Origin of the sequence: Streptomyces sp. NPDC001594 (genome assembly GCF_042893675.1) — a bacterium.
Lineage (GTDB): Bacteria > Actinomycetota > Actinomycetes > Streptomycetales > Streptomycetaceae > Streptomyces.
The window spans coordinates 209,600-234,573 of record NZ_JBIAVB010000001.1 but is presented as its reverse complement, the minus strand read 5'-3'; the positions used below and the strand labels follow the sequence as shown (position 1 = coordinate 234,573).

Annotated in this window: 22 protein-coding genes and 2 pseudogenes; 15 read left to right on the top strand and 9 right to left on the bottom strand. The window is 73.3% G+C overall.

The window, feature by feature from the left end; genetic code table 11:
* The first annotated feature begins 229 nt into the window (after positions 1–229).
* The 4 genes from ACFY0O_RS01200 (at position 230) to yjfF (ending at position 5,044) form a co-directional block, all read left to right on the top strand.
* Entirely contained in the window at positions 230–1,240 is a 1,011-nt protein-coding gene (locus tag ACFY0O_RS01200) for an ABC transporter substrate-binding protein (protein ID WP_388941186.1), read from the top strand.
* Between the two features lie 116 nt (positions 1,241–1,356).
* Entirely contained in the window at positions 1,357–2,928 is a 1,572-nt protein-coding gene (locus ACFY0O_RS01195) for a sugar ABC transporter ATP-binding protein (RefSeq protein ID WP_388941183.1), read from the top strand.
* On the top strand, positions 2,925–4,025 hold the full coding sequence (locus ACFY0O_RS01190) for an ABC transporter permease (protein WP_388941180.1): 1,101 nt from the start codon (positions 2,925–2,927) through the stop codon (positions 4,023–4,025). Before ACFY0O_RS01195 ends, ACFY0O_RS01190 begins: the two co-directional genes overlap by 4 nt.
* On the top strand, positions 4,022–5,044 hold the full coding sequence (gene yjfF, locus ACFY0O_RS01185; protein WP_388941177.1) for a galactofuranose ABC transporter, permease protein YjfF: 1,023 nt from the start codon (positions 4,022–4,024) through the stop codon (positions 5,042–5,044). Before ACFY0O_RS01190 ends, yjfF begins: the two co-directional genes overlap by 4 nt.
* Positions 5,045–5,127: 83 nt before the next feature.
* Here yjfF and ACFY0O_RS01180 read toward each other — a convergent pair whose 3' ends face one another.
* Positions 5,128–6,204 (bottom strand): LacI family DNA-binding transcriptional regulator, encoded by a 1,077-nt coding sequence (locus ACFY0O_RS01180; protein WP_388941175.1) that lies wholly within the window; start codon positions 6,202–6,204, stop codon positions 5,128–5,130.
* Between the two features lie 233 nt (positions 6,205–6,437).
* Between ACFY0O_RS01180 and araD the strand changes: the two genes are divergently transcribed.
* Positions 6,438–7,175 (top strand): L-ribulose-5-phosphate 4-epimerase AraD, encoded by a 738-nt coding sequence (gene araD, locus ACFY0O_RS01175; protein WP_388941172.1) that lies wholly within the window; start codon positions 6,438–6,440, stop codon positions 7,173–7,175.
* Between the two features lie 283 nt (positions 7,176–7,458).
* Positions 7,459–9,058: pseudogene (locus ACFY0O_RS01170) on the top strand (glycoside hydrolase family 9 protein); the annotation flags it as partial.
* Here the strand turns inward: ACFY0O_RS01170 and ACFY0O_RS01165 are convergent.
* The 3 genes and pseudogenes from ACFY0O_RS01165 to ACFY0O_RS01155 all read right to left on the bottom strand — a co-directional run.
* Positions 9,001–9,300 (bottom strand): annotated as a pseudogene (locus ACFY0O_RS01165) (endo-1,4-beta-xylanase); the annotation flags it as partial. The pseudogenes ACFY0O_RS01170 and ACFY0O_RS01165 overlap by 58 nt on opposite strands.
* A gap of 173 nt (positions 9,301–9,473) precedes the next feature.
* Positions 9,474–11,132: a phosphoenolpyruvate--protein phosphotransferase gene (gene ptsP / locus ACFY0O_RS01160; protein WP_388941169.1), complete on the bottom strand. Its 1,659-nt coding sequence runs from the start codon at positions 11,130–11,132 to the stop codon at positions 9,474–9,476.
* A complete protein-coding gene (locus tag ACFY0O_RS01155) occupies positions 11,129–11,401 on the bottom strand; it encodes an HPr family phosphocarrier protein (protein WP_388941166.1) in 273 nt (90 codons plus the stop codon). The genes ptsP and ACFY0O_RS01155 overlap by 4 nt, the downstream gene beginning before the upstream one ends.
* A gap of 340 nt (positions 11,402–11,741) precedes the next feature.
* On the opposite strand from ACFY0O_RS01155, the gene ACFY0O_RS01150 reads away from it, so the two are divergent.
* The 3 genes from ACFY0O_RS01150 to ACFY0O_RS01140 all read left to right on the top strand — a co-directional run bounded on the left by ACFY0O_RS01150 (position 11,742) and on the right by ACFY0O_RS01140 (position 15,525).
* Positions 11,742–12,503, top strand: coding sequence for a DeoR/GlpR family DNA-binding transcription regulator (locus tag ACFY0O_RS01150; protein ID WP_388941164.1), 762 nt, complete (start codon positions 11,742–11,744; stop codon positions 12,501–12,503).
* On the top strand, positions 12,500–13,444 hold the full coding sequence (gene pfkB / locus ACFY0O_RS01145) for a 1-phosphofructokinase (protein WP_388941161.1): 945 nt from the start codon (positions 12,500–12,502) through the stop codon (positions 13,442–13,444). Before ACFY0O_RS01150 ends, pfkB begins: the two co-directional genes overlap by 4 nt.
* Before the next feature lie 125 nt (positions 13,445–13,569).
* The gene (locus ACFY0O_RS01140; RefSeq protein ID WP_388941158.1) at positions 13,570–15,525 is read left to right on the top strand and encodes a fructose-specific PTS transporter subunit EIIC; all 1,956 of its coding nucleotides are present in this window, start codon (positions 13,570–13,572) and stop codon (positions 15,523–15,525) included.
* A gap of 87 nt (positions 15,526–15,612) precedes the next feature.
* Here the strand turns inward: ACFY0O_RS01140 and ACFY0O_RS01135 are convergent, their stop codons facing one another.
* From ACFY0O_RS01135 to ACFY0O_RS01120, 4 genes are all read right to left on the bottom strand, one after another.
* Positions 15,613–16,254, bottom strand: coding sequence for a nucleotidyltransferase domain-containing protein (locus ACFY0O_RS01135; protein WP_388941155.1), 642 nt, complete (start codon positions 16,252–16,254; stop codon positions 15,613–15,615).
* A gap of 136 nt (positions 16,255–16,390) precedes the next feature.
* The gene (locus ACFY0O_RS01130; RefSeq protein WP_388941152.1) at positions 16,391–16,894 is read right to left on the bottom strand and encodes a hypothetical protein; all 504 of its coding nucleotides are present in this window, start codon (positions 16,892–16,894) and stop codon (positions 16,391–16,393) included.
* A 175-nt stretch (positions 16,895–17,069) separates the two neighbouring features.
* Positions 17,070–17,630 carry a hemerythrin domain-containing protein gene (locus tag ACFY0O_RS01125; protein WP_388941149.1) on the bottom strand — a complete coding sequence of 187 codons (561 nt, stop codon included), beginning with the start codon at positions 17,628–17,630 and terminating at the stop codon, positions 17,070–17,072.
* Positions 17,631–17,861: 231 nt separating this feature from the next.
* Positions 17,862–18,755, bottom strand: a complete 894-nt coding sequence (locus ACFY0O_RS01120) for an SDR family oxidoreductase (protein ID WP_388941147.1) — start codon at positions 18,753–18,755, stop codon at positions 17,862–17,864.
* 399 nt (positions 18,756–19,154) lie between these two features.
* On the opposite strand from ACFY0O_RS01120, the gene ACFY0O_RS01115 reads away from it, so the two are divergent.
* The 6 genes from ACFY0O_RS01115 (at position 19,155) to ACFY0O_RS01090 (ending at position 24,041) form a co-directional block, all read left to right on the top strand.
* Complete coding sequence (locus ACFY0O_RS01115; RefSeq protein WP_388941144.1) at positions 19,155–20,033, top strand: SDR family NAD(P)-dependent oxidoreductase; 879 nt, start codon at positions 19,155–19,157, stop codon at positions 20,031–20,033.
* A 58-nt stretch (positions 20,034–20,091) separates the two neighbouring features.
* Positions 20,092–20,688, top strand: coding sequence for a TetR/AcrR family transcriptional regulator (locus tag ACFY0O_RS01110; RefSeq protein ID WP_388941141.1), 597 nt, complete (start codon positions 20,092–20,094; stop codon positions 20,686–20,688).
* A gap of 49 nt (positions 20,689–20,737) precedes the next feature.
* Positions 20,738–21,319 (top strand): TetR/AcrR family transcriptional regulator, encoded by a 582-nt coding sequence (locus tag ACFY0O_RS01105; protein ID WP_388941138.1) that lies wholly within the window; start codon positions 20,738–20,740, stop codon positions 21,317–21,319.
* Between the two features lie 114 nt (positions 21,320–21,433).
* A complete protein-coding gene (locus ACFY0O_RS01100) occupies positions 21,434–22,372 on the top strand; it encodes an MBL fold metallo-hydrolase (protein ID WP_388941135.1) in 939 nt (312 codons plus the stop codon).
* Between the two features lie 54 nt (positions 22,373–22,426).
* The gene (locus tag ACFY0O_RS01095) at positions 22,427–22,645 is read left to right on the top strand and encodes a hypothetical protein (RefSeq protein ID WP_388941133.1); all 219 of its coding nucleotides are present in this window, start codon (positions 22,427–22,429) and stop codon (positions 22,643–22,645) included.
* Positions 22,632–24,041: an amidase gene (locus tag ACFY0O_RS01090; protein ID WP_388941131.1), complete on the top strand. Its 1,410-nt coding sequence runs from the start codon at positions 22,632–22,634 to the stop codon at positions 24,039–24,041. The genes ACFY0O_RS01095 and ACFY0O_RS01090 overlap by 14 nt, the downstream gene beginning before the upstream one ends.
* Here the strand turns inward: ACFY0O_RS01090 and ACFY0O_RS01085 are convergent.
* Entirely contained in the window at positions 24,020–24,748 is a 729-nt protein-coding gene (locus ACFY0O_RS01085; RefSeq protein WP_388941128.1) for an SDR family oxidoreductase, read from the bottom strand. The two genes, ACFY0O_RS01090 and ACFY0O_RS01085, sit on opposite strands and share 22 nt — an antisense overlap.
* Positions 24,749–24,974 lie beyond the last annotated feature (226 nt).

The following is a 24,974-nucleotide window of genomic DNA, read 5'->3' as shown; positions in this document are numbered from 1 at the left end:
AATGTCGAGGGCAAGAGGGTGCGTCCAGATCGCGCGACAGGGCGCCCGATCTCGCGTCCGGCGCGATAACAGACAGGTAACGTGAGCAAGAGGGTTGAGAACCACACTTGTTAGCGCTCACAATGCGACGGCTCCCCTCCTCAGCGGCGGCCCCGTGTCGCCGCACTCGGCCCCGCCGCGCCCACCGCCGTGCGGAGCCCCTGCCGTAGGCCCCGAAAGGACACCCGTCATGGCGCGCAGAGCAGTCCTCGTCCTCACCGCCGCACTCCTCGCCTCCTCGGCGCTGACCGCCTGCTCGACCCAGGGCCCCGCGGCCGGCCCCGCCCCGGGCCCGGCCGCGGGGGCCAAGGCGGGCTCCACAGGCAAGATCACCATGGGCTTCGCCCAGGTCGGCGCCGAGAGCGGCTGGCGCACCGCCAACACCAAGTCCGTCCAGGAGGCGGCGAAGAAGGCCGGGATCGAACTCAAGTTCTCCGACGCGCAGCAGAAGCAGGAGAACCAGATCAAGGCGATCCGCACCTTCATCCAGCAGAAGGTCGACGTGATCGCCTTCTCCCCGGTCGTGGAGTCCGGCTGGGACACGGTGCTGAAGGAGGCCAAGGACGCGGGCATCCCGGTCATCCTGACCGACCGGGCCGTCGACACCCGGGACACCTCCCTCTACAAGACCTTCCTGGGCTCCGACTTCGTCAAGGAGGGCAGGTCCGCGGGGGAGTGGCTCACCGCCGCGTACGCCGGCCGGCAGGAGCCGGTCAACATCGTCGAGCTCCAGGGCACCACGGGCTCCGCCCCCGCCAACGACCGCAAGGCCGGCTTCGCCGAAGCCATCCGGGCCGACGGCAGGTTCAGGGTCGTCGCCTCGCAGTCGGGTGACTTCACGCGTGCCAAGGGCAAGGAGGTCATGCAGGCGTTCCTGAAGTCCCAGAAGGACATCGACGTCCTCTACGCCCACAACGACGACATGGCCCTCGGCGCCATCCAGGCCATCGAGGAGTCCGGCAAGAAGCCAGGTACGGACATCAAGGTGATCTCGGTGGACGGGATCAAGGACGCCTTCGTCGCGATGGCCGAGGGCAAGATCAACGTCGTGGTGGAGTGCAACCCGCTCCTCGGCGACCAGCTGATGGCACTGGCCGAGAAGGTCGTCGCGGGGGAGAGCGTGCCCGCCCGGGTCGAAACCCAGGAGGGCGTCTTCCCGCAGGACAAGGCCGCGGCCGCGCTGCCGTCCCGGAAGTACTGACACGCGGCGGCCCCCGCCGCCGGAGTCTCCGCGGCCCCGGCCGTCCCCTCCCGGTCCCGCCGGTCCGCGAGGCCCGGCGACCGAGCCCGCTCCACCCGCACACGAGAGGAGGGCGGATGACACCTCCGTCCACGCCGCCGCCCAAGGGCACCGGCGGCCCGCGGCCGGTCCTGGAAGCCCACGGCATCCGCAAGCGGTTCCCGGGCGTACTCGCCCTCGACGGAGTCGCCCTGCGGCTCTTCCCCGGCGAGGTGCACGCCCTGATGGGCGAGAACGGCGCCGGGAAGTCCACCTTGATCAAAGTGCTCACCGGAGCCCACCCCGCCGACGGCGGCACCGTCCTCGTCGACGGCCGGCCCCACTCGTTCACGGCCCCCCTCCAGGCGCAGCGGGCCGGAATCAGCACCGTCTACCAGGAGGTCAACCTCTGCCCCAACCTCTCGGTCGCCGAGAACATCCTCATCGGGCGCGAGCCGCGCCGGTTCGGCCTCGTCCACTGGTCCGCGCTGCGGCGGCGGGCGGCCGAGCTGCTGACCGGGCTGGAGCTCGACCTGGACGTCGCCGGCCCGCTCGGCGCGCATTCCCTGGCGGTGCAGCAACTCGTCGCCATCGTCCGGGCGGTGGACGTCTCGGCGAAGGTGCTCGTGCTGGACGAACCCACCTCCAGCCTGGACCGCGAGGAGGTGGCCCAGCTCTTCGGGCTGGTGCGGCGCCTGCGGGACCGCGGTGTGGCCATCCTGTTCGTCACGCACTTCCTGGACCAGGTGTTCGACCTCTGCGACCGCGTCACCGTCCTGCGTGGCGGCCGCCTGGAAGGCGAGTACCCCATCGCCGAGCTCACCCCCGTGACGCTCGTCCAGCGCATGATCGGCGGTGAACTGGCCGCCCTCGACCGGCTGTCGGGCCGGGGTCGAGGCCGGGGCCGCGGGCCAGGAGCCGAACGGGCGGCGGGCGAACCGTTCCTCCGGGCGCGACGGCTGGGCCGTCAGGGCTCGATCGAGCCCTACGACCTCGACATCCACGCCGGCGAGGTCATCGGACTGGCCGGCCTGCTGGGCTCGGGCCGCACCGAGGCGGCGCGCCTGCTCTTCGGCGCGGACGGCGCGGACGCCGGAGAGGTGAGCATCGAGGGCCGGAAGGTGCTCCTGGGCAGCCCCCGCCACGCCATCGCCCGGGGCATCGCGTTCTGCTCCGAGAACCGCAAGTCCGAGGGGCTGGTGGGCGATCTCACGGTCCGCGAGAACATCGTCCTCGCCCTGCAGGCCGCCCGCGGCTGGACCAGGCCGCTGACCCGTGCGAAACAGGAGGAACTGGCGCGCCACTGGATCGGAGCCCTGGACATCCGCCCCGCCGACCCCGAAGCACAGGTGGGCCACCTCAGCGGAGGCAACCAGCAGAAGGTCCTCCTCGCGCGCTGGCTGCTGACCGAGCCCCGGTTCCTGATCCTCGACGAACCCACCCGGGGCATCGACATCGGGGCCAAGGCGGAGATCCAGAAACTCGTGGCCCGCCTGGCGGACGAGGGCACCGCCGTGCTGTTCGTCTCGGCGGAGCTCGAAGAGGTGCTGCGCCTGAGCCACCGCATCGCCGTCCTCCGCGACCACCGCCTGGTGGCCACCCTGGCGAACGACGACACCGTCACGCCCGACCGCCTGCTGACGACCATCGCCACCGGAACGGACTCATGACCCACCAGCCCGCCACATCCGGGGCCGGCGGCGGCACCGGGCGGAGAACGGCCGGCCACCGCCTGCTGTGGCCCGCGCTCGTCCTGCTCGCCCTGCTCCTCGGCAACCTCGCGTTCCACCACGACTTCTTCTCGGTCCGGGTGCGTGACGGCCACCTCTACGGCAGCCTCGTCGACATCCTGCGCTTCGGCGCGCCCCTCGTCCTCGTGGCGCTCGGGATGACCCTCGTCATCGCCACCCGCGGGATCGACCTCTCGGTGGGTTCCACCGTCGCCATCGCCGGCGCGCTCGCCTGCGGGTACATCTCCACCGCGGCGCGTCCCGGCAGCGTCGCCACCACGCTCACGGCCGTCGGCCTCGCGCTCGGGGTCGCCCTCCTGCTGGGCCTGGCCAACGGCTTGCTGGTCTCCGGTCTGGGGGTGCAGCCCATCGTGGCCACCCTGATCCTCATGGTCGCGGGCCGCGGCGTCGCCCAGCTGATCACGGACGGCCAGATCGTCACGGTGACCAGCGCCCCCTACAAGATGATCGGGGGCGGCTCCTGGCTGCTCCTCCCGTTCGCCGTCCTGCTGGCCGCCGTCCTCGTCGCGCTCACCGCCTTCGCCACCCGCCGCAGCGCCCTCGGCCTGCTGATCGAGTCCGTCGGCGGCAATCCCGCCGCCAGCCGGCTGGTGGGCATCCGGGCCGGTGGTCTGCTCGCCCTGGTCTACGTCTTCAGCGCCCTGTGCGCCGCCGTCGCCGGGCTGATGATCAGCTCGAACGTCTCCAGTGCCGACGGCAACAACGCCGGCCTGTGGATCGAACTCGACGCCGTCCTCGCCGTCGTGGCGGGCGGGACCACCCTGACCGGAGGGCGTTTCTCCCTCGGCGGGACGGTCCTGGGAGCCCTGATCATCCAGACGCTCTCCACCACCGTCTACACCCTCGGCGTCCCTCCCGAGACCACCCTGGTCTTCAAGGCCTTCGTCGTCGTCATCGTCTGCCTCGTGCAGTCCCCGGTGTTCCGGGCCAAGGTCGTCCGCCGCCGTGGCGCGGCCACTCCCGGATCCCCCGTCACGGCGGGCACCACCCCGCAGGAGCAGGAGGCAGGAGCATGAGGACCGCCACCGTGAACGCCGCCGCGCGAACGGGCCGCCCCTTCGCGACCGTTTCGCCGCGCACCCGGACCCGGCTCCCCCTGGTCGTCACCGCGCTGCTGCTGGTCGTCGTGTTCGGGGTCGGGTCGGTGCGCTACGAGGGGTTCCTCTCCGCGCAGGTCGTGCTGAACCTGCTGATCGACAACGGATTCCTGCTGGTCGTCGCGGTCGGCGCGACCTTCGTCATCCTCACCGGGGGCATCGACCTGTCCATCGGCTCCATGGCGGCCCTGTCGACCATGATCACCGCCTGGCTGGTCGAGTCGCACGGCTGGCCCCTGGCCGCCGTGATCCCCCTGGTCCTGCTGGTCGGCGCCGGGGGCGGGGCGCTCATGGGCTGGATCATCCACACTTTCGAGATCCAGCCGTTCATCGTCACCCTGGCCGGCATGTTCCTCGCCCGGGGGCTCTGCTACACGATCAGCACCGAATCCCTCACGATCAGCGATCCGGTCACCGCGGGGGTCGCCCAGACCAGGCTCTACGGCCCGGGCGGACTGTTCGTCTCGATCCCCGTCCTGATCGCCCTGGCGGTGCTGGTGACCGCCTTCGTCGTCCTGCACCACACGCGCTTCGGCCGCAACGTGTACGCGCTGGGCGGCAACGAGTCCTCCGCACGGCTGATGGGTCTGCCGACGGGCACGACCAAGATCGCCGTGTACGGCGTCAGCGGCCTGTGTTCCGCGCTCGGCGGCCTGCTGCTGACCTTCTACACGCTCTCCGGCTACGCCCTGCACGCCATGGGCATGGAACTCGACGCGATCGCCGCCACCGTGATCGGCGGCACGCTGCTGACCGGGGGCTCCGGCTTCGTCCTGGGTACCGCTCTCGGCGTGCTGGTCCTCGGCGTGATCCAGACGCTGGTCAACTTCCAGGGCACGCTCAGCTCCTGGTGGACCCGGATCGTCATCGGTGCCCTGCTGCTCGTGTTCATCGTGCTGCAACGCCTGATGGGCGGCCGCGGGCCCGTCGCGCGCTGACTCCGGGCCGCGTGCGCGGCGGTGTCCTCCCGCGGGCGGGTCCGGTGCCCGGCCCCCCGGCCGGGCACCGGACCCGCCGGGGGTCACCCGCCGGGGAGCGCGATCCTGCGGGCCGTGCTGGCGCGCACGATGAGCTCGGGTGCCACCACCAGGTGCGTCGGCTCGTCGGCCCGGCCCTCGATGTGGTCCAGGAGCAGTCCGATGCTGTCGCGGCCCAGCGAGGCGAAGTCCTGCCGGATCGTCGTCAGCGGGGGCGGGAAGAACTCCGCCTCGGGGATGTCGTCGAACCCGGCGACCGCCACGTCCTCGGGCGTGCGCAGCCCGGCTTCCCGCAAGGCGCGCAGGACACCGAGGGCCATCTGGTCGTTGGCGACGAACACCGCGGTGAGGCCCGCTCCCGCTCCGCGCGACGCCCGGACCCGCCCCGCGAGCTGCTGCCCGGCTTGGTATCCCGACAGGGGGCTCCAGTCGCCGCGCAGCAGGGGCGGCACCTCGGCTCCCGCATCCCGCAGCGCGTCCTGCCACCCCTGCGTGCGGGCCTCGCTCTCGAGCCAGTCCGAGGGGCCCGCGACGTGCCAGACGGTGGAGTGGCCCGAGGCGAGGAGATGTTCCGTGATCATGCGGGCGCCGAGGTTCTGGTCCAGCGACACGCCGGGCAGCGCCAGGGTGTGGCCGCCTTCCACGGTGACCACCGGGCACGGTGCCTCCAACGCCGCCAGGGCCCTCACCGCGGCGCGCTGCGGGGTGACGGCGACGATCCCCTCCACCCCCCAGCCGGCGAGGTGCTGCATGGCTTCGGCGAGGGCCGTCTGCGTGGCCGTCCGGAGCGTGACGGCGGACGTCAGATAGCCGCGGTCGCGCGCCGCCTCCTGCACCCCCGCCACGGTGCTGGCCGGCCCGTGCAGCGTGGTGTTCACCGCGATGACGCCCAGCGTGTGGGTCCGGCGCGTGGCCAGGGCCCGGGCCGCCGAGTTGCGGCGGTAGCCCAGCTGCTCGATGACCTGCGTCACCGCGGCCCGGGTCTTGTCGCTGACGTTCGGGTGGTCGCTGAGCACCCGGGAAACGGTCTGGTGGGACACGCCTGCGACGCGCGCGACGTCCGTCATCGTGGGCGCTCGCGAGACGTCCGGGAGCTGGGTCAACTCTCTTCCTTTCCCCATCGAGCGGCCTTCCCTCAAGGTACCGAAACCGGCCGGGAGACGGTCGGCGGAGTATCGATGTTCGCGCTCACATTATGCAGCGTTCGTCATGGGCTGTGAGCGGGAATCTCCTCGCAACATCTTGAGGTTATCTATTGTTAGCGTTAACAATCTCAGGGGCGGCAACCGCAGCGTAGTCGCGGTGCCGACGCGGCCCGCGATCGGTCAGGTGGCGGAAAGACGGTGAGAGCGCAGTGAGCGAGACCCATCTCGAGGAGCTCCGTCGCGAGGTCCTCGCGGCCAACCTTCGCATCCCGGAGGCCGGGCTGGCCACTCTCACCTGGGGGAACGTCAGCGGAGTGGACCGGGACGCCGGCGTCTTCGTCATCAAGCCGTCCGGGGTCGCCTACGCCGACCTCACCGAGGAGGACCTGGTGGTGGTGGCGCTGGAGGACGGAAGGGTCGTCGACGGGCACCTCAGGCCGTCCACCGACGCCGAAACCCACCGGTGCCTCTACCGGGCGTTCCCCTCCATCGGGGGCGTCACCCACACCCACTCGGCGCACGCCGTCGCCTTCGCCCAGGCGCGCCGCCCCATCCCGGTGCTCGGCACCACGCACGCCGACACCTTCAACGGCCCCGTCCCCGTGACCGAGGACCTCACCGCCGAGCAGTGCGCGAAGGACTACGAGTACAACACCGGCCAGGTGATCGTCGCCCGGATCGGCGCCGACCCCCGCCGGGCCGAAGAGGTTCCCGGAGCGCTCGTCTCCCGACACGGCCCCTTCACCTGGGGCGCCACCGCGCGGGCCGCACTGGAGAACGCCGTCGTCTGCGAGGCCGTGGCGGAGATGGCGCTGCACACGCTGGCGCTGGGGTTCCGCCTCGGGGGCGTCTCCGAGCCGCCGCGGCACCTTCTGGAGCGGCACTTCACCCGCAAGCACGGACCGGACGCCTACTACGGCAACGCCCGCCGCACCGCGGGGAGCTGAGACCGCGCACCGCCCCGCACGGCACGAGGACGCCGCCCGTCCGCCCCTGCGCGGTAGGAGGCACATCAACACCCTTGGCTGTAAGCGCACTTGACGGACCCCTCCGGCTGCCGGCTAATTGGGAGCGCTCCCACACCCCGGTCTAGGAAGGCTCCGTCCGTGCCTCCTGTCACCCCCCGCGCGCCCGCGCGGCGCGCCCCGCCGTACTCGCCGGCCTCGCGCTCGCCGCCGGCGGCCTGTCCACGACCGCCCTCACCGTTCCGGCAGCGGCCGCCGCCCCGTGGCCGCCGTCGCCGGCACACCCGTCCGGGTCAACCAGCTCGGCTACCTGCCCGACGGCCCCAAGCGGGCCACCGTGGTCAGCGCCTCCACCACCCCCCTCGGCTGGCAACTGCGCGACGCCGCCGGCACGGTGGTCGCCACGGGCACCACCACCGTGCGCGGCGCGGACCAGGCGTCCGGCCAGTCCACGCACCTGGTGGACTTCGGCGCGTACACCGGCGCCGGCCCCGGCTACACGACATCTCCCCGTCGCTGTACGACTCCCTGCGCGCGGACAGCATGTCGTTCTTCTACCAGCAGCGCAGCGGGATCGCGATCGACGCCGCCCTGGCGGGCGGCAGCGCTTGCGCCCGCCCCGCCGGACACCTGGGCGTCGCCCCCAACACGGGCGACAGCGACGTGCCCTGCCAGGCGGGGGCGTGCGACCACCGCACGGACGCCCGCGGCGGCTGGTACGACGCGGGCGACCACGGCAAGTACGTCGTGAACGGCGGCATCTCCGTCTGGGAGATGGTCAACTCCTTCGAGCGGGCACGCCGTACGGGCGGCGACGCGGCGCTCGGCGATGCGACGCTGCGGATACCGGAGCGCGGCAACGGCACGCCGGACGTGCTGGACGAGGCCCGCTGGGAGCTCGAGTTCCTGCTGCGGATGCAGGTCCCGGCCGGTCGGCCGATGGCCGGGATGGCCTTCCACAAGCTGCACGGCGCCCGGTGGACCGCCCTGCCGACCCGCCCCGATCTCGACGCCGAGCAGCGTGAGCTGCACAAGCCGTCGACCGCCGCGACGCTGAACCTGGCGGCTTCGGCCGCGCAGTGCGCCCGGGTGTACGCACCGTACGACGCCTCCTTCGCCGCGCGCTGCCTGGACGCGGCCCGCCGCGCCTGGACGGCCGCCAAGGCCGACCCGGACGTGCTCGCACCGGCGAGGGCCTGCCCGCCGACGACATCGCCCGGCTGCGCGGTCTGCTGACCTCCGCCGCCGACGGCCACCTCTCCACCATGGCCGGACAGGGCTACCCGGTGCCGCTCCCGGCCACCGGGTACGCGTGGGGCTCCAACGGCTCCGTCGCCAACAACGCGATGGTGACGGCCGTCGCGTACGAGCTCACCGGCCAACAGCGCTACCGAGCCGGAGCGCTGGAGTCCCTGGACTATCTGCTCGGCCGCAACGCGCTCGACCTCTCCTACGTCACCGGCTACGGCGAACGCCACTCCGAGAACCAGCACCACCGGTTCTGGGCACACCAGAACGACGCCTCGCTGCCCCACCCGCCGGCCGGCTCCTTCGCGGGCGGCCCGGACGCGGCACTGGAGGACCCGGTGGCCAAGGAGAGGCTCACGGGCTGCGCGCCGGCGGCGTGCTACGTGGACGACATCGGCTCCTACTCCACCAACGAGGTGGCGATCAACTGGAACGCCTCGCTGGCCTGGCTGGCGGCCTTCGCCGCCGAGCGGCGCGGCGCCCCGGCGGCGTCCGCGGCCCTGGTGTTCACCCCGGCCAACTGGGCGACGGCGGCGTCGGTGTCCTGCGCGGCGGAGACCCGGACCATGGCGTACACGGCCTGGGTCTTGGCCCACGTCCAGTTCTCGGTGTTGTAATCGTTGTAGCAGAGCTTGGCGCCGGGGTCGGCGGCGCGCGCGGTGCGGAACGCGACCTCGATCCAGTCGTTGCCGGTGCGCTGCAGGTTGGAGTCGCGCCGGGCCCCTGAGCTGCCGTCGGCGAAGGCCTCGTTCACGACGTCCCACTGGGCGAGCTTGCCCTTGTAGTGGGCCATCACCCCGTTGATGTGGCTGGTCATCGCCTGGCCCGGCGCCCCGCCGCGCCACCGAGCGTGCCCTCGGCGGCCTGTGCGGCCGGGGGAGCCGCCAGCACGCTGGCCGCACCGCGGACGGCGTGTGGCCCTACCGGCCCGGTCTGCTGACGCAGCGGCGCTGACACCGCGGCGCTGCGAACCCGTCCGCCCCGGGCGTGCCGTCGTCCGAGGGCGCGGGCCCCGAGCCCCTGCGGGCTGGATCAGCCTCCCCCGAGCCTCGACCGGACCGTGCGGCGGGCGTCGCCGGCGTCGTCCGCGAGCAGGGCCAGGTCGGCGAGTTCCCGGCACTCGGCCAGGGTGCGGCCGGCCAGCGCCGCCCGCACCTCGGGGAGCGAGGCGGGGGCGGCGGAGAGGCTGGTGATGCCGAGACCGACCAGCACCAGGGCGAGCGCCGGGTCCGCCGCGGCCTCTCCGCAGACACCGGCCGGACGCCCGTGCGCGGCCGCCGCCCGGGCGGCGGTGGCGACCAGCGAGAGCAGGGCCGGCTGCCAGGGGTCGAGGAGTTCGGCGAGGGAGCCGAGGGTCCGGTCGGCCGCGAAGGTGTACTGGGCGAGGTCGTTGGTGCCGATGCTGAAGAAGTCGCAGACCTCGGCCAGCCGGTCCGCCCGCAGGGCAGCGGCCGGGACCTCGATCATCGCTCCGGCCACCGGCAGGCCGTGCGCCCGGGCCCGCTCGGTGAACGCGGCGGCCTCCTGGGGGGTCGACACCATCGGGGCCATCACCCACACCTGTGCCGCACTGTCCTCGGCGGCGGCCGCGATGGCGGCGAGCTGCGTCTCCAGGAGCTGCGGGTCCCGGGCGGCCGTCCGCAGGCCGCGGACGCCGAGGGCCGGGTTCTCCTCGTCGGAGCGGGTGGCGAAGGGCAGCGGCTTGTCCGCGCCCGCGTCCAGCGTGCGGACGACCACCCGGCGTTCCGCGAAGGCCGAGAAGACCTGGCGGTAGGCGGCGGCCTGTTCGGCGAGGTCCGGCGCCTGCGTACGGTCGAGGAAGAGGAACTCGGTGCGGAACAGACCCACGCCCTCGGCGTCGGCGGCGGCCGCCCCGGCCAGCTCGTGCGGTGCGCCGAGGTTGACCAGCAGCCCGACCGGGTGGCCGTCGGCGGTCCGGCCCGGTCCCCGGAAGCCGGCCATGAGCTCGCGGCGCCGGCGCTCGGCGCGGGCGGCCCGCGCCACCGCCTCCGGACCGGGATCGGGCTCGATCACCCCGTCCGCGCCGTGTACGAGGACCCGCCGGCCGTTCTCCAGCCGCGCGGCCGCGGCGCAGCCGACCACGGCGGGCAGGCCGAGCGCCTTGGCGAGGATGGCGGTGTGACTCGTGGGGCCGCCGCGGACGGTGACCAGGGCCAGCACCCGCCGGGGGTCGAGCAGGGCGGTGTCGGCGGGCGCCAGGTCGTCGGCGACCAGGACGTACGGGTGCCCGGGGTCGGGCAGGCCGGGGTCGGGGAGGCCGAGCAGGCGGGCCACCGCGCGGTCGCGCAGGTCGTCGAGGTCGGCGGTGCGTTCCGCGAAGTGCCCGTCGGCGCCGGCCAGCGCGGCGCGGAAGCCCTCGAAGGCGGCGGCGAGCGCGTGGGCGCCGTCGGTGCCCTCCGCGGCGAGGGCGGCCGCCCGGTCGGCGAGGACCGGATCGGCGGCCATCATGGCCTGGGCCGCGAGGACTTCGGCGCCGGGGCCGCCGGCCCGGGCGGCGCGCTCGTACAGGTCGCCGGCGACCGCCCCGAGGGCCTCGCGGACCGCCGCGGCCTCGGCCGCCGGGTCGGTGACGGGCCGCGCGGCGGGCAGCGCCGGTGGGGGTGCCATCCGGGCGACGGGTCCGGCGGCGCTGCCGGTGCCGACGCCGATCCCGTGGAGGAGCCGGCTCATGCCGTGGCGTCGAGGTCGGAGGCGAGCAGGGAGGCGAGCGCCTCCAGGGACTCGGGGGCCCCGTCGCCGGTGGCGGTGAGCTCCAGGGTCTCGCCGTGCCCGGCGGCCAGGGAGAGGACGGACAGCAGGCTGCGGGAGTCGACCGGCGTCTGGCCCGGGCGGCCGACCGTGACCGTGGCCGGCTGCCGGACGGCGGCCTGGACGAACAGGGACGCCGGGCGGGCGTGCAGGCCGTTCTCGGAGCGGACGGTGACCTGGATCGAATGCATGGGATTCCTTCTGGGCAGAGGGTCGCGGGCCCGGGTGGGAGCCGGGCCGGCAGGGGGGGTGGCAGGGCGCCCCCGCACGGAGGTGCGGTGGGGGCGGCCGTGCTTCATGTCCGGTCCTCGCGTCCGGGGGCGTTGGCCGAGGACCGGGCCACGGGTGGTTTCACGCCCGTGTCCGTGTTGTTTTGTTTGGTTCTCCGTCCGCCGACAGAGCGATGTCAACACATTCGGGCATAGGGAAGTCCGGGAAAGTCGCGCAGCTCAGAGCCTTGCCTTTTCTCTGGAGGTGCGTAAGGTCGGCATTCATCAGACGTGAACAGACATGAAACGGACTCGATCCCACATGTACGCACCCGAGCGGCAGCAACAGATCCTCCACCTGGCCCAGGAGCGCGGCAGGGTGGAGGTGCCGGCGCTGGCCGAGGAGTTCCGCGTCACGCAGGAGACCATCCGGCGAGACCTGAGCGCCCTCGACCGGGCCGGCCTGCTGCACCGGGTGCACGGCGGCGCCCTGCCCGTCGGCGCCCTGCACCTGGAGCCGGGTCTGGCCGAACGGGACTCCACCGCCGCCGCCGAGAAGGAACGCATCGCCAAGGCGGCGCTGGCCCTGTTGCCGTCCGAAGGCAGCGTGATCCTGGACGCGGGGACGACCGTCTCCCGGCTGGCCGCGCTGCTGCCCGTCGACAGCGCCCTCACCGTCGTCACCAACGCCCTGCCCGTCGCGGCCCGGCTGGCCGACCACCCCGCACTCTCCCTCCACCTGATCGGGGGCCGGCTGCGGCACCGCACCCACGCCTCCGTCGACGCCTGGGCGCTGCGCGACCTGGCCGACGTCCACGCGGACGTCGCGGTGGTCGCCACCAACGGCTTCTCGCGGCAGGACGGTCTGTCGACGCCTGACCTCACCGAGGCGGCCGTCAAACGCGCCATGCTCGGCAGTGCCCGACGGGTGGTGCTGGTGGCCGACTCCTCCAAGTTCGGCACCCGCCACTTCGCCCGGTTCGGCACGCTGGACCAGGTCGACGTCCTGGTCACCGACACCGGACTGACGGACGAGCAGGCCGCCGAGATCGAGGACCGCGGACCGGAAGTCGTCCGCGCGTGATCGTCACCGTCACCCCCAACCCCAGCCTCGACCGCACCTACGAGCTCGCGGCCCTCGCCCCGGGCGAGGTGAACCGGGCCGTCCACGACCGGCTCGACCCGGGCGGCAAGGGCGTCAACGTCTCCCGCGCCCTGGCGGCCGCCGGCCATCGCACCCGCGCCGTCCTGCCCCTGGGCGGATTCTCCGGGCAGCTGCTGCGCGAACTGCTGCGCCGCCAGGGCATCGAGGTCGCCTCGGTCGCGATCGCCGGTGACACCCGCATCAACGTCTCCGTCGCCGAAGCCCACGGCCGGCTCACGAAGATCAACGCGCCGGGCCCCGAGCTCAGCGCCGCGGAGTCGGCGGCGCTGCTGGCGCTCGTCCGCGAGGACCGCGGGGGGAGCGGCGCGGGCTGGCTGGCCTGCTGCGGCAGCCTGCCCCGCGGGCTGGCACCCGAGTGGTACGCCGAACTGGTCGCACAGGTCCACTCCGGTGGCGCCCGCATCGCCGTGGACACCTCCGGACCGGCGTTGCTGGCCGCCCTCGCGGCCCGCCCCGACGTGGTCAAGCCCAACCGTGAGGAACTCGCGGAGGCCGTGGGCGGCCCGGTCCTCACCGTCGGCGACGCCGTCGAGGCGGCGCACGAACTCCGCGGCCGCGGCGCCCGGCAGGTCCTCACCAGCCTGGGCGCGGACGGCATGCTCCTGGTCGCCGAAGAGGGCTGCTGGTACGGCAGCGCACCGGTCGCCGTCGTCCGCAGCGACGTGGGAGCGGGCGACGCCTCACTCGCGGGCTTCCTCGGCGCCGGCGGCACCGGCCCCGGGGCGCTCGCGGCGGCCGTGGCGCACGGCGCCGCGGCCGTACGCCTGCCGGGGAGCGTCATGCCCGCCCCGGCTGACCTGGACCCGGCCGCGGTGGTCGTGACGGCGGACATCCCGCGGGAACGACCGCTTCGCGGCTGAGCACGACCCGCCGGGCGGACGGGCACACCGAACGCCGGCGCTCGGCCCCGCCGTGTGGGACGGCAGGGCCGCCATGTTCCGGGGGCAACGGAACACCGTCAGCCACCAGTTGAAGGATTGACACGATGAGCGACCCCAGCGGACTGATCACCCCCGCACTCGTCGATCTGCACCTCGCCCCCGAGGACAAGGGCGAAGCCCTCCGCGCCCTCGCCCAGCGGCTGGTCGCCGAGGGCCGGGTCACCGACCTCGACGGCTTCCTCGCCGACGTCGCCGCCCGCGAGGCCCAGGCCCCGACCGGGATGGGGGACGGCATCGGCATCCCGCACTGCAGATCACCCCATGTCACCCGGCCGAGCCTGGCCTTCGGCCGCAGCGTCAGGGGCGTGGACTTCGACGCGCCGGACGGACGGTCCGCCGATCTGATCTTCATGATCGCGGCGCCGGCCGGCGCGGACGACACCCATCTGCGGATCCTCGCGGACCTGGCCCGCCGCCTGATGGACCCCGCCTTCACCGGCGCCCTGCGCGAGGCCCGGAGCCCCGGCGAGGTCGCGGCCCGGATCAACGGCGAGGAGGCACCGGCCGACGGACCGGCGGCGGCCTCCACCGGCGACGGGCCGCGGCTGGTCGCGGTAACCTCCTGCCCCACCGGCATCGCCCACACCTACATGGCCGCCAAGGCCCTGGAACTGGCCGCCGCCCGGGCGGGCGCCCGGATCGAGGTCGAAACCCAGGGCTCGGCCGGGACGACGCCACTGACCCCCGACGCGATCGCCGCCGCCGACGCGGTGATCCTCGCCCACGACGTCGAGGTCCGGGACCGGGCCCGCTTCACGGGCAAGCCCACCGTGGACGTGGGTGTGCGGGCCGCCGTCAACCGGCCCGACGACCTGGTCGCCGAGGCGGTCCGGCTGGCCGCCGGGAGCGGCGGCGGGACCGTCCGCGCCACAGGGGCGACGCCGGCGGGGGAGCACGGGGCCCGGCGGTTGCGCCGGTACCTGATGACGGGCGTCGGCTACATGATCCCGTTCGTCGCGGCCGGCGGCCTGCTGATCGCCCTCGCCTTCGCGATCGGCGGCTACGAGATCGCCTCCGCCCCGTCCGTCCTCGGCCACTTCACCTGGTCGTCCCCGCACAGTTGGGCGGCGATGCTGTTCCAGACCGGCAAGGCCGCCTTCGGCTTCCTGGTCCCCGTACTGGCCGGATACATCGCCTGGGCGATCGCCGACCGGGCGGCGCTGGCCGCCGGCATCACCGGCGGCGCCGTCTCGGTGGCCGTGGGGGCGGGCTTCCTCGGCGGCATCGTGGCCGGTCTGATCGCGGGCTTCCTGGTGCTGTGGATGCTCCGGTGGAACGTCCCGCGGGCGGTCAGGGGGATCATGCCGGTGGTCGTGGTCCCGCTGCTGTCGGTGGCCGTGGTCGGCTTCCTGATGTTCGTGGCGGTCGGCTCACCGATCGCCTCGGCGATGAACGCCCTCACCGAGTGGCTCAACGGCCTCTCCGGCTCCCACGCGGTCCTGCTCGGCGCGCTGCTCGGCGCCATGATGGCCTTCGACATGGGCGGCCCGCTCAACAAGGTCGCCTACACCTTCGCCGCGGGCGCGCTCACCACCGCCGGTACCGCCCCCGACGCCGGCAGCCTCAAGGTGATGGCCGCCGTGATGGCCGCCGGTATGACCCCGCCGCTGGGCATGGCCCTCGCGACCGTCCTCCGGCGCCGGCTGTTCACCCCCGAGGAGCGCGAGAACGGCAAGGCCGCCTGGGTGCTCGGCGCGTCGTTCATCACCGAGGGCGCGATCCCGTTCGCGGCGGCCGACCCGCTGCGGGTCATCCCGGCGGGCATCGCCGGCAGCATGACCGCCGGCGGTCTGGTGATGGCCTTCGGCTCCACCCTGCGTGCTCCGCACGGCGGCATCTGGGTCCTCCCGCTGATCGGCGGACCGCTGCCGTACCTGGTCGCGATCACCGCGGGCACGCTGGTCACCACGGCGGTGGTGGTCGCACTGAAGGGCATGCGGACACCGGCAACTTGCGCGGCCCTGGCCGTGGGCCCGCCCGGCCCCCGGCACGGCGAGTAGCGGGCCCGGGTGCCGGAGCCGCGCTCGGTGGTGCGGGACGGGGGTCGTGGGCGCCAGCGACAGTGGAGCGAGCGCACCAGTAGTCAGCTAGAGATCCGCAATCCAGGGATGCCCGGGGTGTATGCGCTCGAGTAGCTCGGCCAGGGTCTCGCGCTGAACCGGGGACATGTGAGGGACGGTCGCGTCGAAGTCTGCTTGATCTTTTCGGCGGGCGTGCTTGGCCTTGAACAGCAGGACCAGTTCAGGCGCCAGATACGGGATGCCGTCTCGGGTGTGCTCGATGATGTCGCTGTAGGGAAGCCGGACCTTCTCATCGCGCCGGCAGATCCAGGTGTCGCCGTCGTGCGGTTCGCGGAACACGTCGAGCAGGTAGTTGCCGGTGGCCGGATCGCGGAGCCACGTCTGATGTACCGCCGCCAGCGCCTCCGGTGCGGCGTCCTCCCAGATCCGGCCGCTGCCTGCCGCGTCGAAGACGTATCCGGGGAAGCGGTGGCGGACCTCGGGAAAGCTCGCGGCCGGAATCGCGATCTCGATGTCCCCATGAGCGCGCGTCTGCCTACCACGGAACAGGTCCAGCGCCCAGCCCGCGGCCACGTACCAGGGCGTGCCGATCCCGGCCAGCTGCTGCGCGACCTCACTCGGGGTCCAGCAGGAAGACCACCTGGCGTGGAGCGCCTCGATCCCGCCGGGTAACAGTTCGATGCCGCCGCTGGGCAGTTGCTCGCTCATCGCAGGAATCTATCAGCGGTCTGGAAGAGAGCCCCAGGCCAAGGGTCTGACTCGAGCCCCAACTCGCGCTCGACGGCGCGCTCGCCGGGTCATCTGGCCGGCGTGGAAGGTGGAGGTGAGGACCTACGTGCCGCCTTTACCCCAGGGCGACGTTCTCGTAGTCCAGCAGGTCCAGCAACTGCGCCCGGTGGAGGGCGGCGACCGGTTCGAGCAGGTCGGGGTGGCGCAGCAGGGGTGCGGCGTCGTGTTCACGGGCGCCGGGGCGGGTCAGGCGGGTGACCTCGCCGGCCTGGCCGTGATCGGCCAGGTGCTGGGCGTCGGCGGCGAGGCCGGGGGAGGCGAGGAGGCAGGCGGCCCAGCTGACCACGGTCTCGTCCACCCAGGTCCGCCAGCCGTCGCCGGTGTCGTCGCCCTGGTCGGCGCCGGTCAGCCAGTCGAGTCGGGCGCTTCCGCCCGGGCCGAGGAGGTGCAGGAGCTCCGCGTCCAGTGCGGTCGGGTAGCGCAGGGCGGCGGCGAGGGTGACGGCTTGCCGGGCCTGGGCCTCGGCCAGCGCCTGGCTGAAGGCGCCCGGGGCGGGTGGGAAGGCGGTCAGCAGCCAGCGGGTGCCGGCGGCTATGACGGGGGTGAGATCGGCGGACACGGCGGCTTCCTCGGGGCGTGCTCGCCCCGGCCGGTGCCGGGTCCGCGAGCTGCGGCGCGAAGCTGCGCCGCTCCGCTGGTGGCCGACCAGCGTAGCCCGCGGCGGCAGGCCTGCGGCATGACGCACGTCACGGTCCGCCCGGGGCGGCCGCACGACGGCCGCCCCGGGCCGCAGGTCAGGACCTGCCGCGGCCGCTCATGAAGTCGCGCGCCCGGTCCACCAGGCCGGCGCCCGGCGCGAGGAGCTTGCTGGCCGTGGGGCTGCTGGGCGCGGAGGGGTGCGGGCGGGTGGGGGCCATGGACTTGGCACGGCGGATCTTGTCGCCGAGCTCGTCCAGCTGCTGCGGGGTACAGGCCCTTCTCAGCATCGGGAAGAGGTTGGTCTCCTCGTCCTGGACGTGCGCGGTGACCTCCTCCATGAGCTGCCGCAGGAGCGGGCTCATCTGCGCGTCGTCGGTCGGCATCTTCTCCAGCTGCTTGAGGATCTTCTCGACGCGGGCGTGGTCCTGGATCTCCTTGTCCGCCATCGGCCCGCCGCCCTCGACGTGCTCGCGCACCGCCGGGTAGAGGTACTGCTCCTCGGCGACCGAATGGCGTACCAGCTCGATGGTGACCTCGTCGATGAGGTCGCGGAGCTCCTGACCGCCGCCGGCCGTGCTCCGCATGCGGCCGAACATCTCCGCCACCTCCCGGTGGTCGGCCATCAGCTCGTCGATCACGTTTCCGCCGTGTCCCATGTCATCTCCGTGTGCGTGGTCCGGGTCGGGCCGCTGCGGCCCGATGCATCGGTTCCCCGCCCGATGCGCGGGCGCCCGGCCGTGCGGGGCCTCTCACCCGCTCGGGGGAGGCGGCCGGCGCCGCCGCCGGTCCCCGCCGCGCGGGCGGAGCCGGCGCCCTGCCGGTGTCCACGGCGGTGCCTGCCGCCGCGCAGACGGTGAAGACGGCATCGGCGTCGAACCGGGCCACGGTCACGGCAGGGGCGTTCCGCCGGTGGCGTTGACGATCTCGCCGGTGATGTAGGAGGCCTGGCCGGACGCGAGGAAGACGTAGGCGGGCGCGATCTCCGCCGGCTGCGCGGGTCGGCCCAGGGGTGACTGCTCGCCGAACTTCGTGGGGTCGGGCATCGTCGCCGGGATCAGGGGTGTCCAGACCGGACCCGGCGCCACGGCGTTGACCCGGATGCCGCGCTCGGCGAGCATCTGGGCGAGGTTGTGGGTGAAGGAGATGATCGCGGACTTGGTCATGGCGTAGTCGAGGAGGTGCGGGCTGGGCTGGTAGCCCTGCACGGAGGCGGTGTTGATCACGGAGGCACCGCGCGGCATGTGGGCCAGTGCGGCCTTGGTGAGCCAGAACATCCCGTACAGGTTGGTCTTCATCACCCGGTCGAACTGCTCGGTGGTGATCGCCTCGATCCCGTCGGGCTGGGCCATCTGGTAGGCGGCGTTGTTGACCAGCAGGTCGATGCCGCCCAGTTCGCCCACCGTCTTGTCGACGAGGGCGGTGCACTCGCTCTCGTGCCGGATGTCGCAGGCGACGGCCACCGCTGTGCGCCCGGCCTCCCGGACCAGGCGGACGGTCTCGTCGGCCTCGCCGGCTTCCTCGGGCAGATGGGTGAAGACGACGTCGGCGCCTTCCCGCGCGAAGGCCAGGCAGACGGCCCGGCCGATCCCGGAGTCCCCGCCGGTGACCAGCGCCTTGCGGCCGACCAGCAGGCCGTGCCCCTGGTAGGAGTCCTCGCCGTGGTCGGGGCGGGGATCCATCGCCTCGGTGGAGCCGGGATGCTCCTGGTCCTGCTCGGGGAACGGGGGGCGGGCGTGCAGCGAGACGGGATCGGTGAGACGGGGCTGGTCCTGGGAGGGCATCACGGTCTCCTTCCGGCAGGTTCACGGGGTCAGGTGGTGGACGGGTGGGCGGGGGCCCTCAGGCGGCCATGGCCGCGGCCTTCCCGCAGGACAGACCCCGGACGGACCGGCGCGGCGGCGCGCAGCGGCGTGGTGTCGCGGGGAGTGCCCATGTGGTCCGGCTACCCCGAAGGTCAGGCCGTATCCCGCTTGACCGGATACCCACCGGTCGAGGAGGCGCTCTGCCTCAGCGGGCGGCTACCGGCCCTCCACCCGCGCGACAGCCCCCACCCCCGCCCCGACGGCCTGGCCGTGCCGCGCCGTCAGGGCGGGACTCCAGGCCAAACCGGATAAGTCATCCGCATCTGCTATCGTCAATCAAACGGATAGTTTATCCACATAGGCAGAACGGGATTCCCCATGAAGCAGGCAGCGCTCGTCACCGCCGGAACGGGCGGTATCGGACTGGAGACCGCCCTGGGACTGGCCGCCGCCGGGCTCGCGGTGACCGTCGTCGGGCGGGACGCCGCACGGGGCGCGCGGGCGGTCGAGGAGATCAACGCCACGGCCCCGCGGTACTCCGCGCGGTTCCTGGCCGCCGACCTCGCCTCGCTCGACGCGGTCCGCTCCCTCGCCGGGCGCGTGGCCGCCGACGGCCCGCTGTCGGTCCTGGTCAACAACGTCGGAGCGATGTTCCCCCGCCGGCAGGACTCGCCCGACGGCATCGAGGCGTCGTTCGCGGTGAACCACCTCTCGCCGTACCTGCTGACCGAACTGCTGCTCCCGGTCCTGCAAGCCGGTGCGCCCGGCAGGATCGTGAACGTCACCTCGGGCGCCGTCAGGGTGGGCAAGCGCGCGTTCGACGCCGTCGAGCCGCCGGGCGGCTACTACGGCTTCCACTGGTACGGCCGCGCCAAACTCGCGAACCTCGCCTACACCCTGGAACTGGCCGAGCGCCTCGACGGCACCGGCGTCTCGGTGTTCGCGGCCGACCCCGGTGGCGCCGCGACCGACATGACCCGCGGCACCATGGACGATCCACGCATCGTCTCCCCGCGGCTGCGACTGCTGTGGCCCCTGGTGTGGCGCACGTTCGAACGTTCCACATCCGGTCCGGCCTCCTCGGCGGCAAAGCCCTCGATCCACGCCGCCACCGCCCCTTCCCTGGCCGGTCTGACCGGCCTCGTCATCGGACCCCGGGTGACTCCCGTGCCCCCCTCGCGCGCGGCCAGGGACCCCCGCACCGCCGAGGCCGTGCGCCGGCTCAGCGAGCGCCTCGCCCCCGTCGGGACGGCGTGAGCAGGGCGCCTACCGCCGCACCCCGGGGGCGGATGGGTCATCCGGTTAGACTTCAGGCATGACGACCGCCCCCTTGCGCAAGGACGCTGCCCGCAATCGGGAGCGGATCGTCGCCGTGGCCCGGGAAGTGGTGGACGGGGGCGCACCGCTGCAACTCAACGACGTCGCCCGCCGTGTCTCCATGGGCGTGGGGACCGTGTACCGCCACTTCCCCACCGCCGAGGCGCTCCTGGAAACCGTCGCCGCCCCCGGCCTGGAGGCGCTCGCCGCCCACGGCGAACAGGCCCTGGCTGACGAGGACCCCGCCCGCGCCCTCACCGGCTTCCTCACCCGCACGGTGGAAGCGCAGGTCACCGACGCCTCGCTCTCCGCGGTCACCGCCGCGCCCACCGACGCGCTGCCCCGCACCACCGAGCTGAAGCAGACCCTGTCGTCCGTCGGGCGGCAGCTCTTCCGTCGGGCCCTCGACGCCGGCGCCGTGCGCGCCGATGTGACCGCCGACGACCTGGTACCGCTGATGTGCGGCATCGCCTACGCCGCGAACGTCCATACGGCCCCCGCGGCACGCGCGGAGACCGCTCGCCGCTACCTGGCAGCGCTCCTGGAAGGCGTACTCGTCGACCGCGCCGACCGCGCCGACCGCGTCGCTCCGTAGCGCCGGGAGGTCCGACGCAGACGCAACTCCTTCGCATTAAGCTGGGGGCATGAGTGCCAGACCCACCTCGCGCCCCGGCGGGCGCAGCGCCCGCGTCCAGCAGTCCGTGCACCAGGCCGTCCGCGATCTGGAGGCCGAGGTGGGGCGGGACGCGCTCACCGTGCCGCTGATCGCCGCCCGTGCGGGAGTGACTCCCTCCACCGTCTACCGGCGCTGGGGGGACCTGCGGGAGCTGCTGTCCGACGTGGCCGTCGAGCGGTTGCGCCCGGACGCCCCGCCCGCCGACCACGGTGATCTCCGGGCGGACCTCGCGGCGTGGGCGGTGCAGTTCGCGGAGGAGATGTCCTCCGCGGCGGGCCGCACATACGTCCGCGACGCCCTGCTGGGGGACCCCGAGCAGGGCAATGCGCTGCGCTGCTCCGACTACGCCGCCGAACAGCTGAAGGCCATCGGGGTGCGCGCGGCCGGGCGCGGGGAGGCCGTCCCCGACGTGGAGACCCTGCTGGACGTCGTCGTCGCCCCCCTCCTGTACCGCATCCTGTTCCGCCCCTCGGGCCTGTCCTCGACCTACACCGACCGCCTCGTGGCCACGGCGCTCGACCCGAGACCCGCCTGGGTGCCTAAAAGCTAACCGTTTGCGTTTTGGTGGAAGCGGGGCCTACTCTCACCTCAGGCAAAAGCAAAGGATTCGCGTTTGCCTGAGGAAGAGGTGCCCTCCTGCGCGCCCATCCGAAAGGACCCGCCGATGGCCAGCGCCACCGCCACGCCCCCTCCGGCCGCCTCCCGCACCAGCACGGGATGGGACCTCGGCGACATCGTCGTGCGACGCGTCGACGAGATCGAACTGCCGCGCCAGACCGGGTCCTGGCTGCTGCCCGACGCGACCAAGGAGGTCCTGGACGAAGCACCGTGGCTGCGCCCCGACTTCGCCGACGCCGACGTGCCGCGTCTGGCGAGCCACAGCTTCGCCGTGGAGGCCGGCGGGCTGCGGATCGTCATCGACACCGGCATCGGCAACGACAAGCCGCGTGCCAACCCCGCCTGGAACGGCCTGGACACCGACTTCCCGCAGCGCCTGGCGGTGGCCGGCTTCCCGCCCGAGTCCGTGGACCTGGTGATCACCACGCACCTGCACACCGACCACGTCGGCTGGAACACCCGCCTCACCGGCGGGGACTGGGTACCCACCTTCCCCAACGCCCGCTACCTCGCGAGCCGCACCGAATGGGACCACTGGGCCACCGCCGACCTGGACGAGCCCCGACGCCAGATGTTCCGCGACTCCGTCACCCCCGTCCGCGACGCCGGACAGTACGACCTCGTGGACGTGCCCGCGCGAGGACACGAAGTGGCCCCCGGGGTCCTGCTCCTCCCCGCCCCGGGCCACACCCCGGGACAGGTCGCCGTGGAACTGCGCGGCGGCGACCGCCGCGCGCTGATCACCGGCGACAGCATCCACCACCCCGTCCAGTTGTCCCACCCCCACGTGAACAGCTGCGTCGACGTCGACCCCGCCCGGGCCGTCCGCACCCGCTCCCGGCTCCTGGACGCCCTGGCGGACACCGACGCGCTGCTCCTGGGCACCCACTTCCCGCAGCCCACCGGCGGCACCGTCCGCCGGGAGAACGGCCGCTACCGGTTCCTCGCCGAGCACGGAGCCGAGCTCCCCGTCGGCGCGCCCTGACCGCGCGGCCGTCCGCCACGCCGTCCCCCACCCCACCCCGAGAGGGAGAACCCCATGGCCGCTGACGAACTCACCCCATCCGAGGCCGCCCGCTGGGCCGCCCGAACCGGACTGGTCCTGCCCGCCGAACGCCACGCGGCCGTCGCCGCGGTCGCCAACCACATCCACAGCGTCGTCAAGGTCCTGCACGAGCTGGACTTCGGGGACGTCCCGCCCGCCGCCGCCTACCGCGCCGCACCGCACGAGGAGGAGAAGCCCGATGCGACCGTATGAACTGTCCCTCGCCGCCGCCGCGGACGCGATCCGTGCCCGGCAGCTGTCCCCCGTCGAACTGGTCGACTCCGTACTCGACCGCATCGCGGAGGCGGATCCGCACCTCGGCGCCTACGTCACGGTCACGGCGGAGCAGGCGCGCCGGTCGGCCGGCGAAGCCGCACACGAAGTGGCGCACGGCCGCCACCGGGGACCGCTGCACGGCATCCCGATGGGGCTCAAAGACCTGATCGACGTCGAGGGGATGGCCACCACGGCCGGCTCCCGGGTCCGCGCCGGCCACCACGCACCAGCGGACAGCACGGTCGCCGCACGTCTGAGCGCGGCCGGTGCGATCCTGCTCGGCAAGACCCACACTCACGAATTCGCGTTCGGCCTGACCACCCCGCAGACCCGCAACGCCTGGGACCGCGATCGCATCGCCGGCGGGTCCAGCGGCGGCTCCGCGGTCGCCGTGGCCTCGGGCACCGCCACCTTCGCCCTGGGTACCGACACCGGCGGGTCCATCCGGGTGCCCGCCGCGCTCAACGGGGTCGTCGGCCTCAAGCCGACCTACGGGCTCGTCCCCCGTCACGGCGTCACCTCCCTGTCCTGGTCGCTGGACCACGTCGGCCCGATCACGCGCACCGTCGAGGACGCCGCCCTGGTCCTGACCGAGCTGGCCGGACACGACCCGCGCGACCCCGCCTCGCTGCCCGTGCCCGCCGCGGACTACCGGCCTCCGGCCGGAACGGACCTGACCGGGCTGCGCGTCGGCATGCCGCGCACCTACTACTTCGACCACGTCCACCCCGAGGTGGAGACCACCGTCCGGCACGCCGTCGCACAGCTGGAAGCCCTGGGCGCGCGGATCGTCGAAGTCGACATCCCGATGACCCGCTACGTCCAGGCCACCCAGTGGGGCCTGATGGTGCCCGAAGCCGGCGCCTACCACGAGGGCAGCCTGCGCACGGTCCCCGAGCGGTACCAGCAGGACGTCCGCATCCTCCTGGAGGCGGGCGAGCTGATGAGCGCCGGCGACTACCTGCGCGCCCAGCGCTCGCGCACGCTCATGCGCGCGCAGTGGGCACGGATGCTGGAGGAGGTCGACGTGATCGCCGCCCCGAGCGTCCCCATGACCGCGGTACGGGCCGGCGAGGAGACCGTCACCTGGCCCGACGGCACCGTCGAGAGCGTCTCCGACGCCTACGTACGCCTCTGCGCCCCCGCCAACATCACCGGGGTGCCCGCCCTGACCCTTCCGGTCGGCCACGACGTGACGGGCCTGCCCATCGGCATGCAGCTGCTCGGCCGGCCCCTCGGAGAGCCCGCGCTCCTGCGGGTCGGCCACGCCTACGAACAGACCCACCCCAGCCGGGCCCTCGTGACCTCCACTCAGGAGAGCCAGTCCTCGTAGCGGGTGGGCGCGAGGTGGGCGCCCTTGTCGGTGAGGACGTCCCCCTGGACGACGGCGAACATCCCGGCGGTGGGGTCGGTGACGACGGTGCGAGGGTCGCCCTTGTGGGCCAGGGTGATCCGGCCCAGCTCGTCGAGGGTGAAGATCTCGGGGCCGGCGATGTTGCGGATCCCGTTCAGCGGGGCGCCCACGGCGACCTCCGCCACCGACGCGGCCACGTCCTTGGCGGCGATCGGCTGGATCGGTGTGGAAGGCAACCGGACGGTGTCGGCGTCGGCGGTCCAGGACATGACGGCGTCCATGAACTCCATGAACTGCGTAGCCCGGACGATCGAGTAGGGGATCTCACCGGCGGCCAGGAGGTTCTCCTGGAGCAGCTTGGCCCGGTAGTAGTCGAGCTCGGGCACCTGGTCCGTGCCGACGATCGAGAGGATGACGACGTGGCCGACGCCTCCCTCTCGAGCAGCGGCCAGCAGGTTGTCCATCGAGGTCTGGAAGAAGGCCCGGGAGGCTTCGTCGAAGGTCGGGGAGTTCGTCAGATCGACCACGACGTCCGCGCCCGCCACCGCCGCCCCCAGTCCCTGGCCGCTGACGACGTCCAGACCGGTGGACTTCGAGTGCGGAACGGCTTCGTGCCCGGCGGAGTCCAGGTTCTCGACGACCTGAGACCCGATCAGTCCGGTACCACCGATGACGGCGATCTTCATGACAGGCCTTTCGTCGGAGCCACAGCGCGAATATGGCATATGAACCATTCCGCAAGCACGGAAGCGGCGCCGAGACAAGCCGACAAGGGCCGGGGCGGGGACGGCAAGTCGGTGCCAAGTGCGTGCCAAGGGGCGGCAGGGACCGTACGCCGAGTTCGCGGACGAACCGTGGACCGCCGACGAGGACGCGGGCCCGTCCGGTGTCCGCGGACCGGACCTCCTGGAC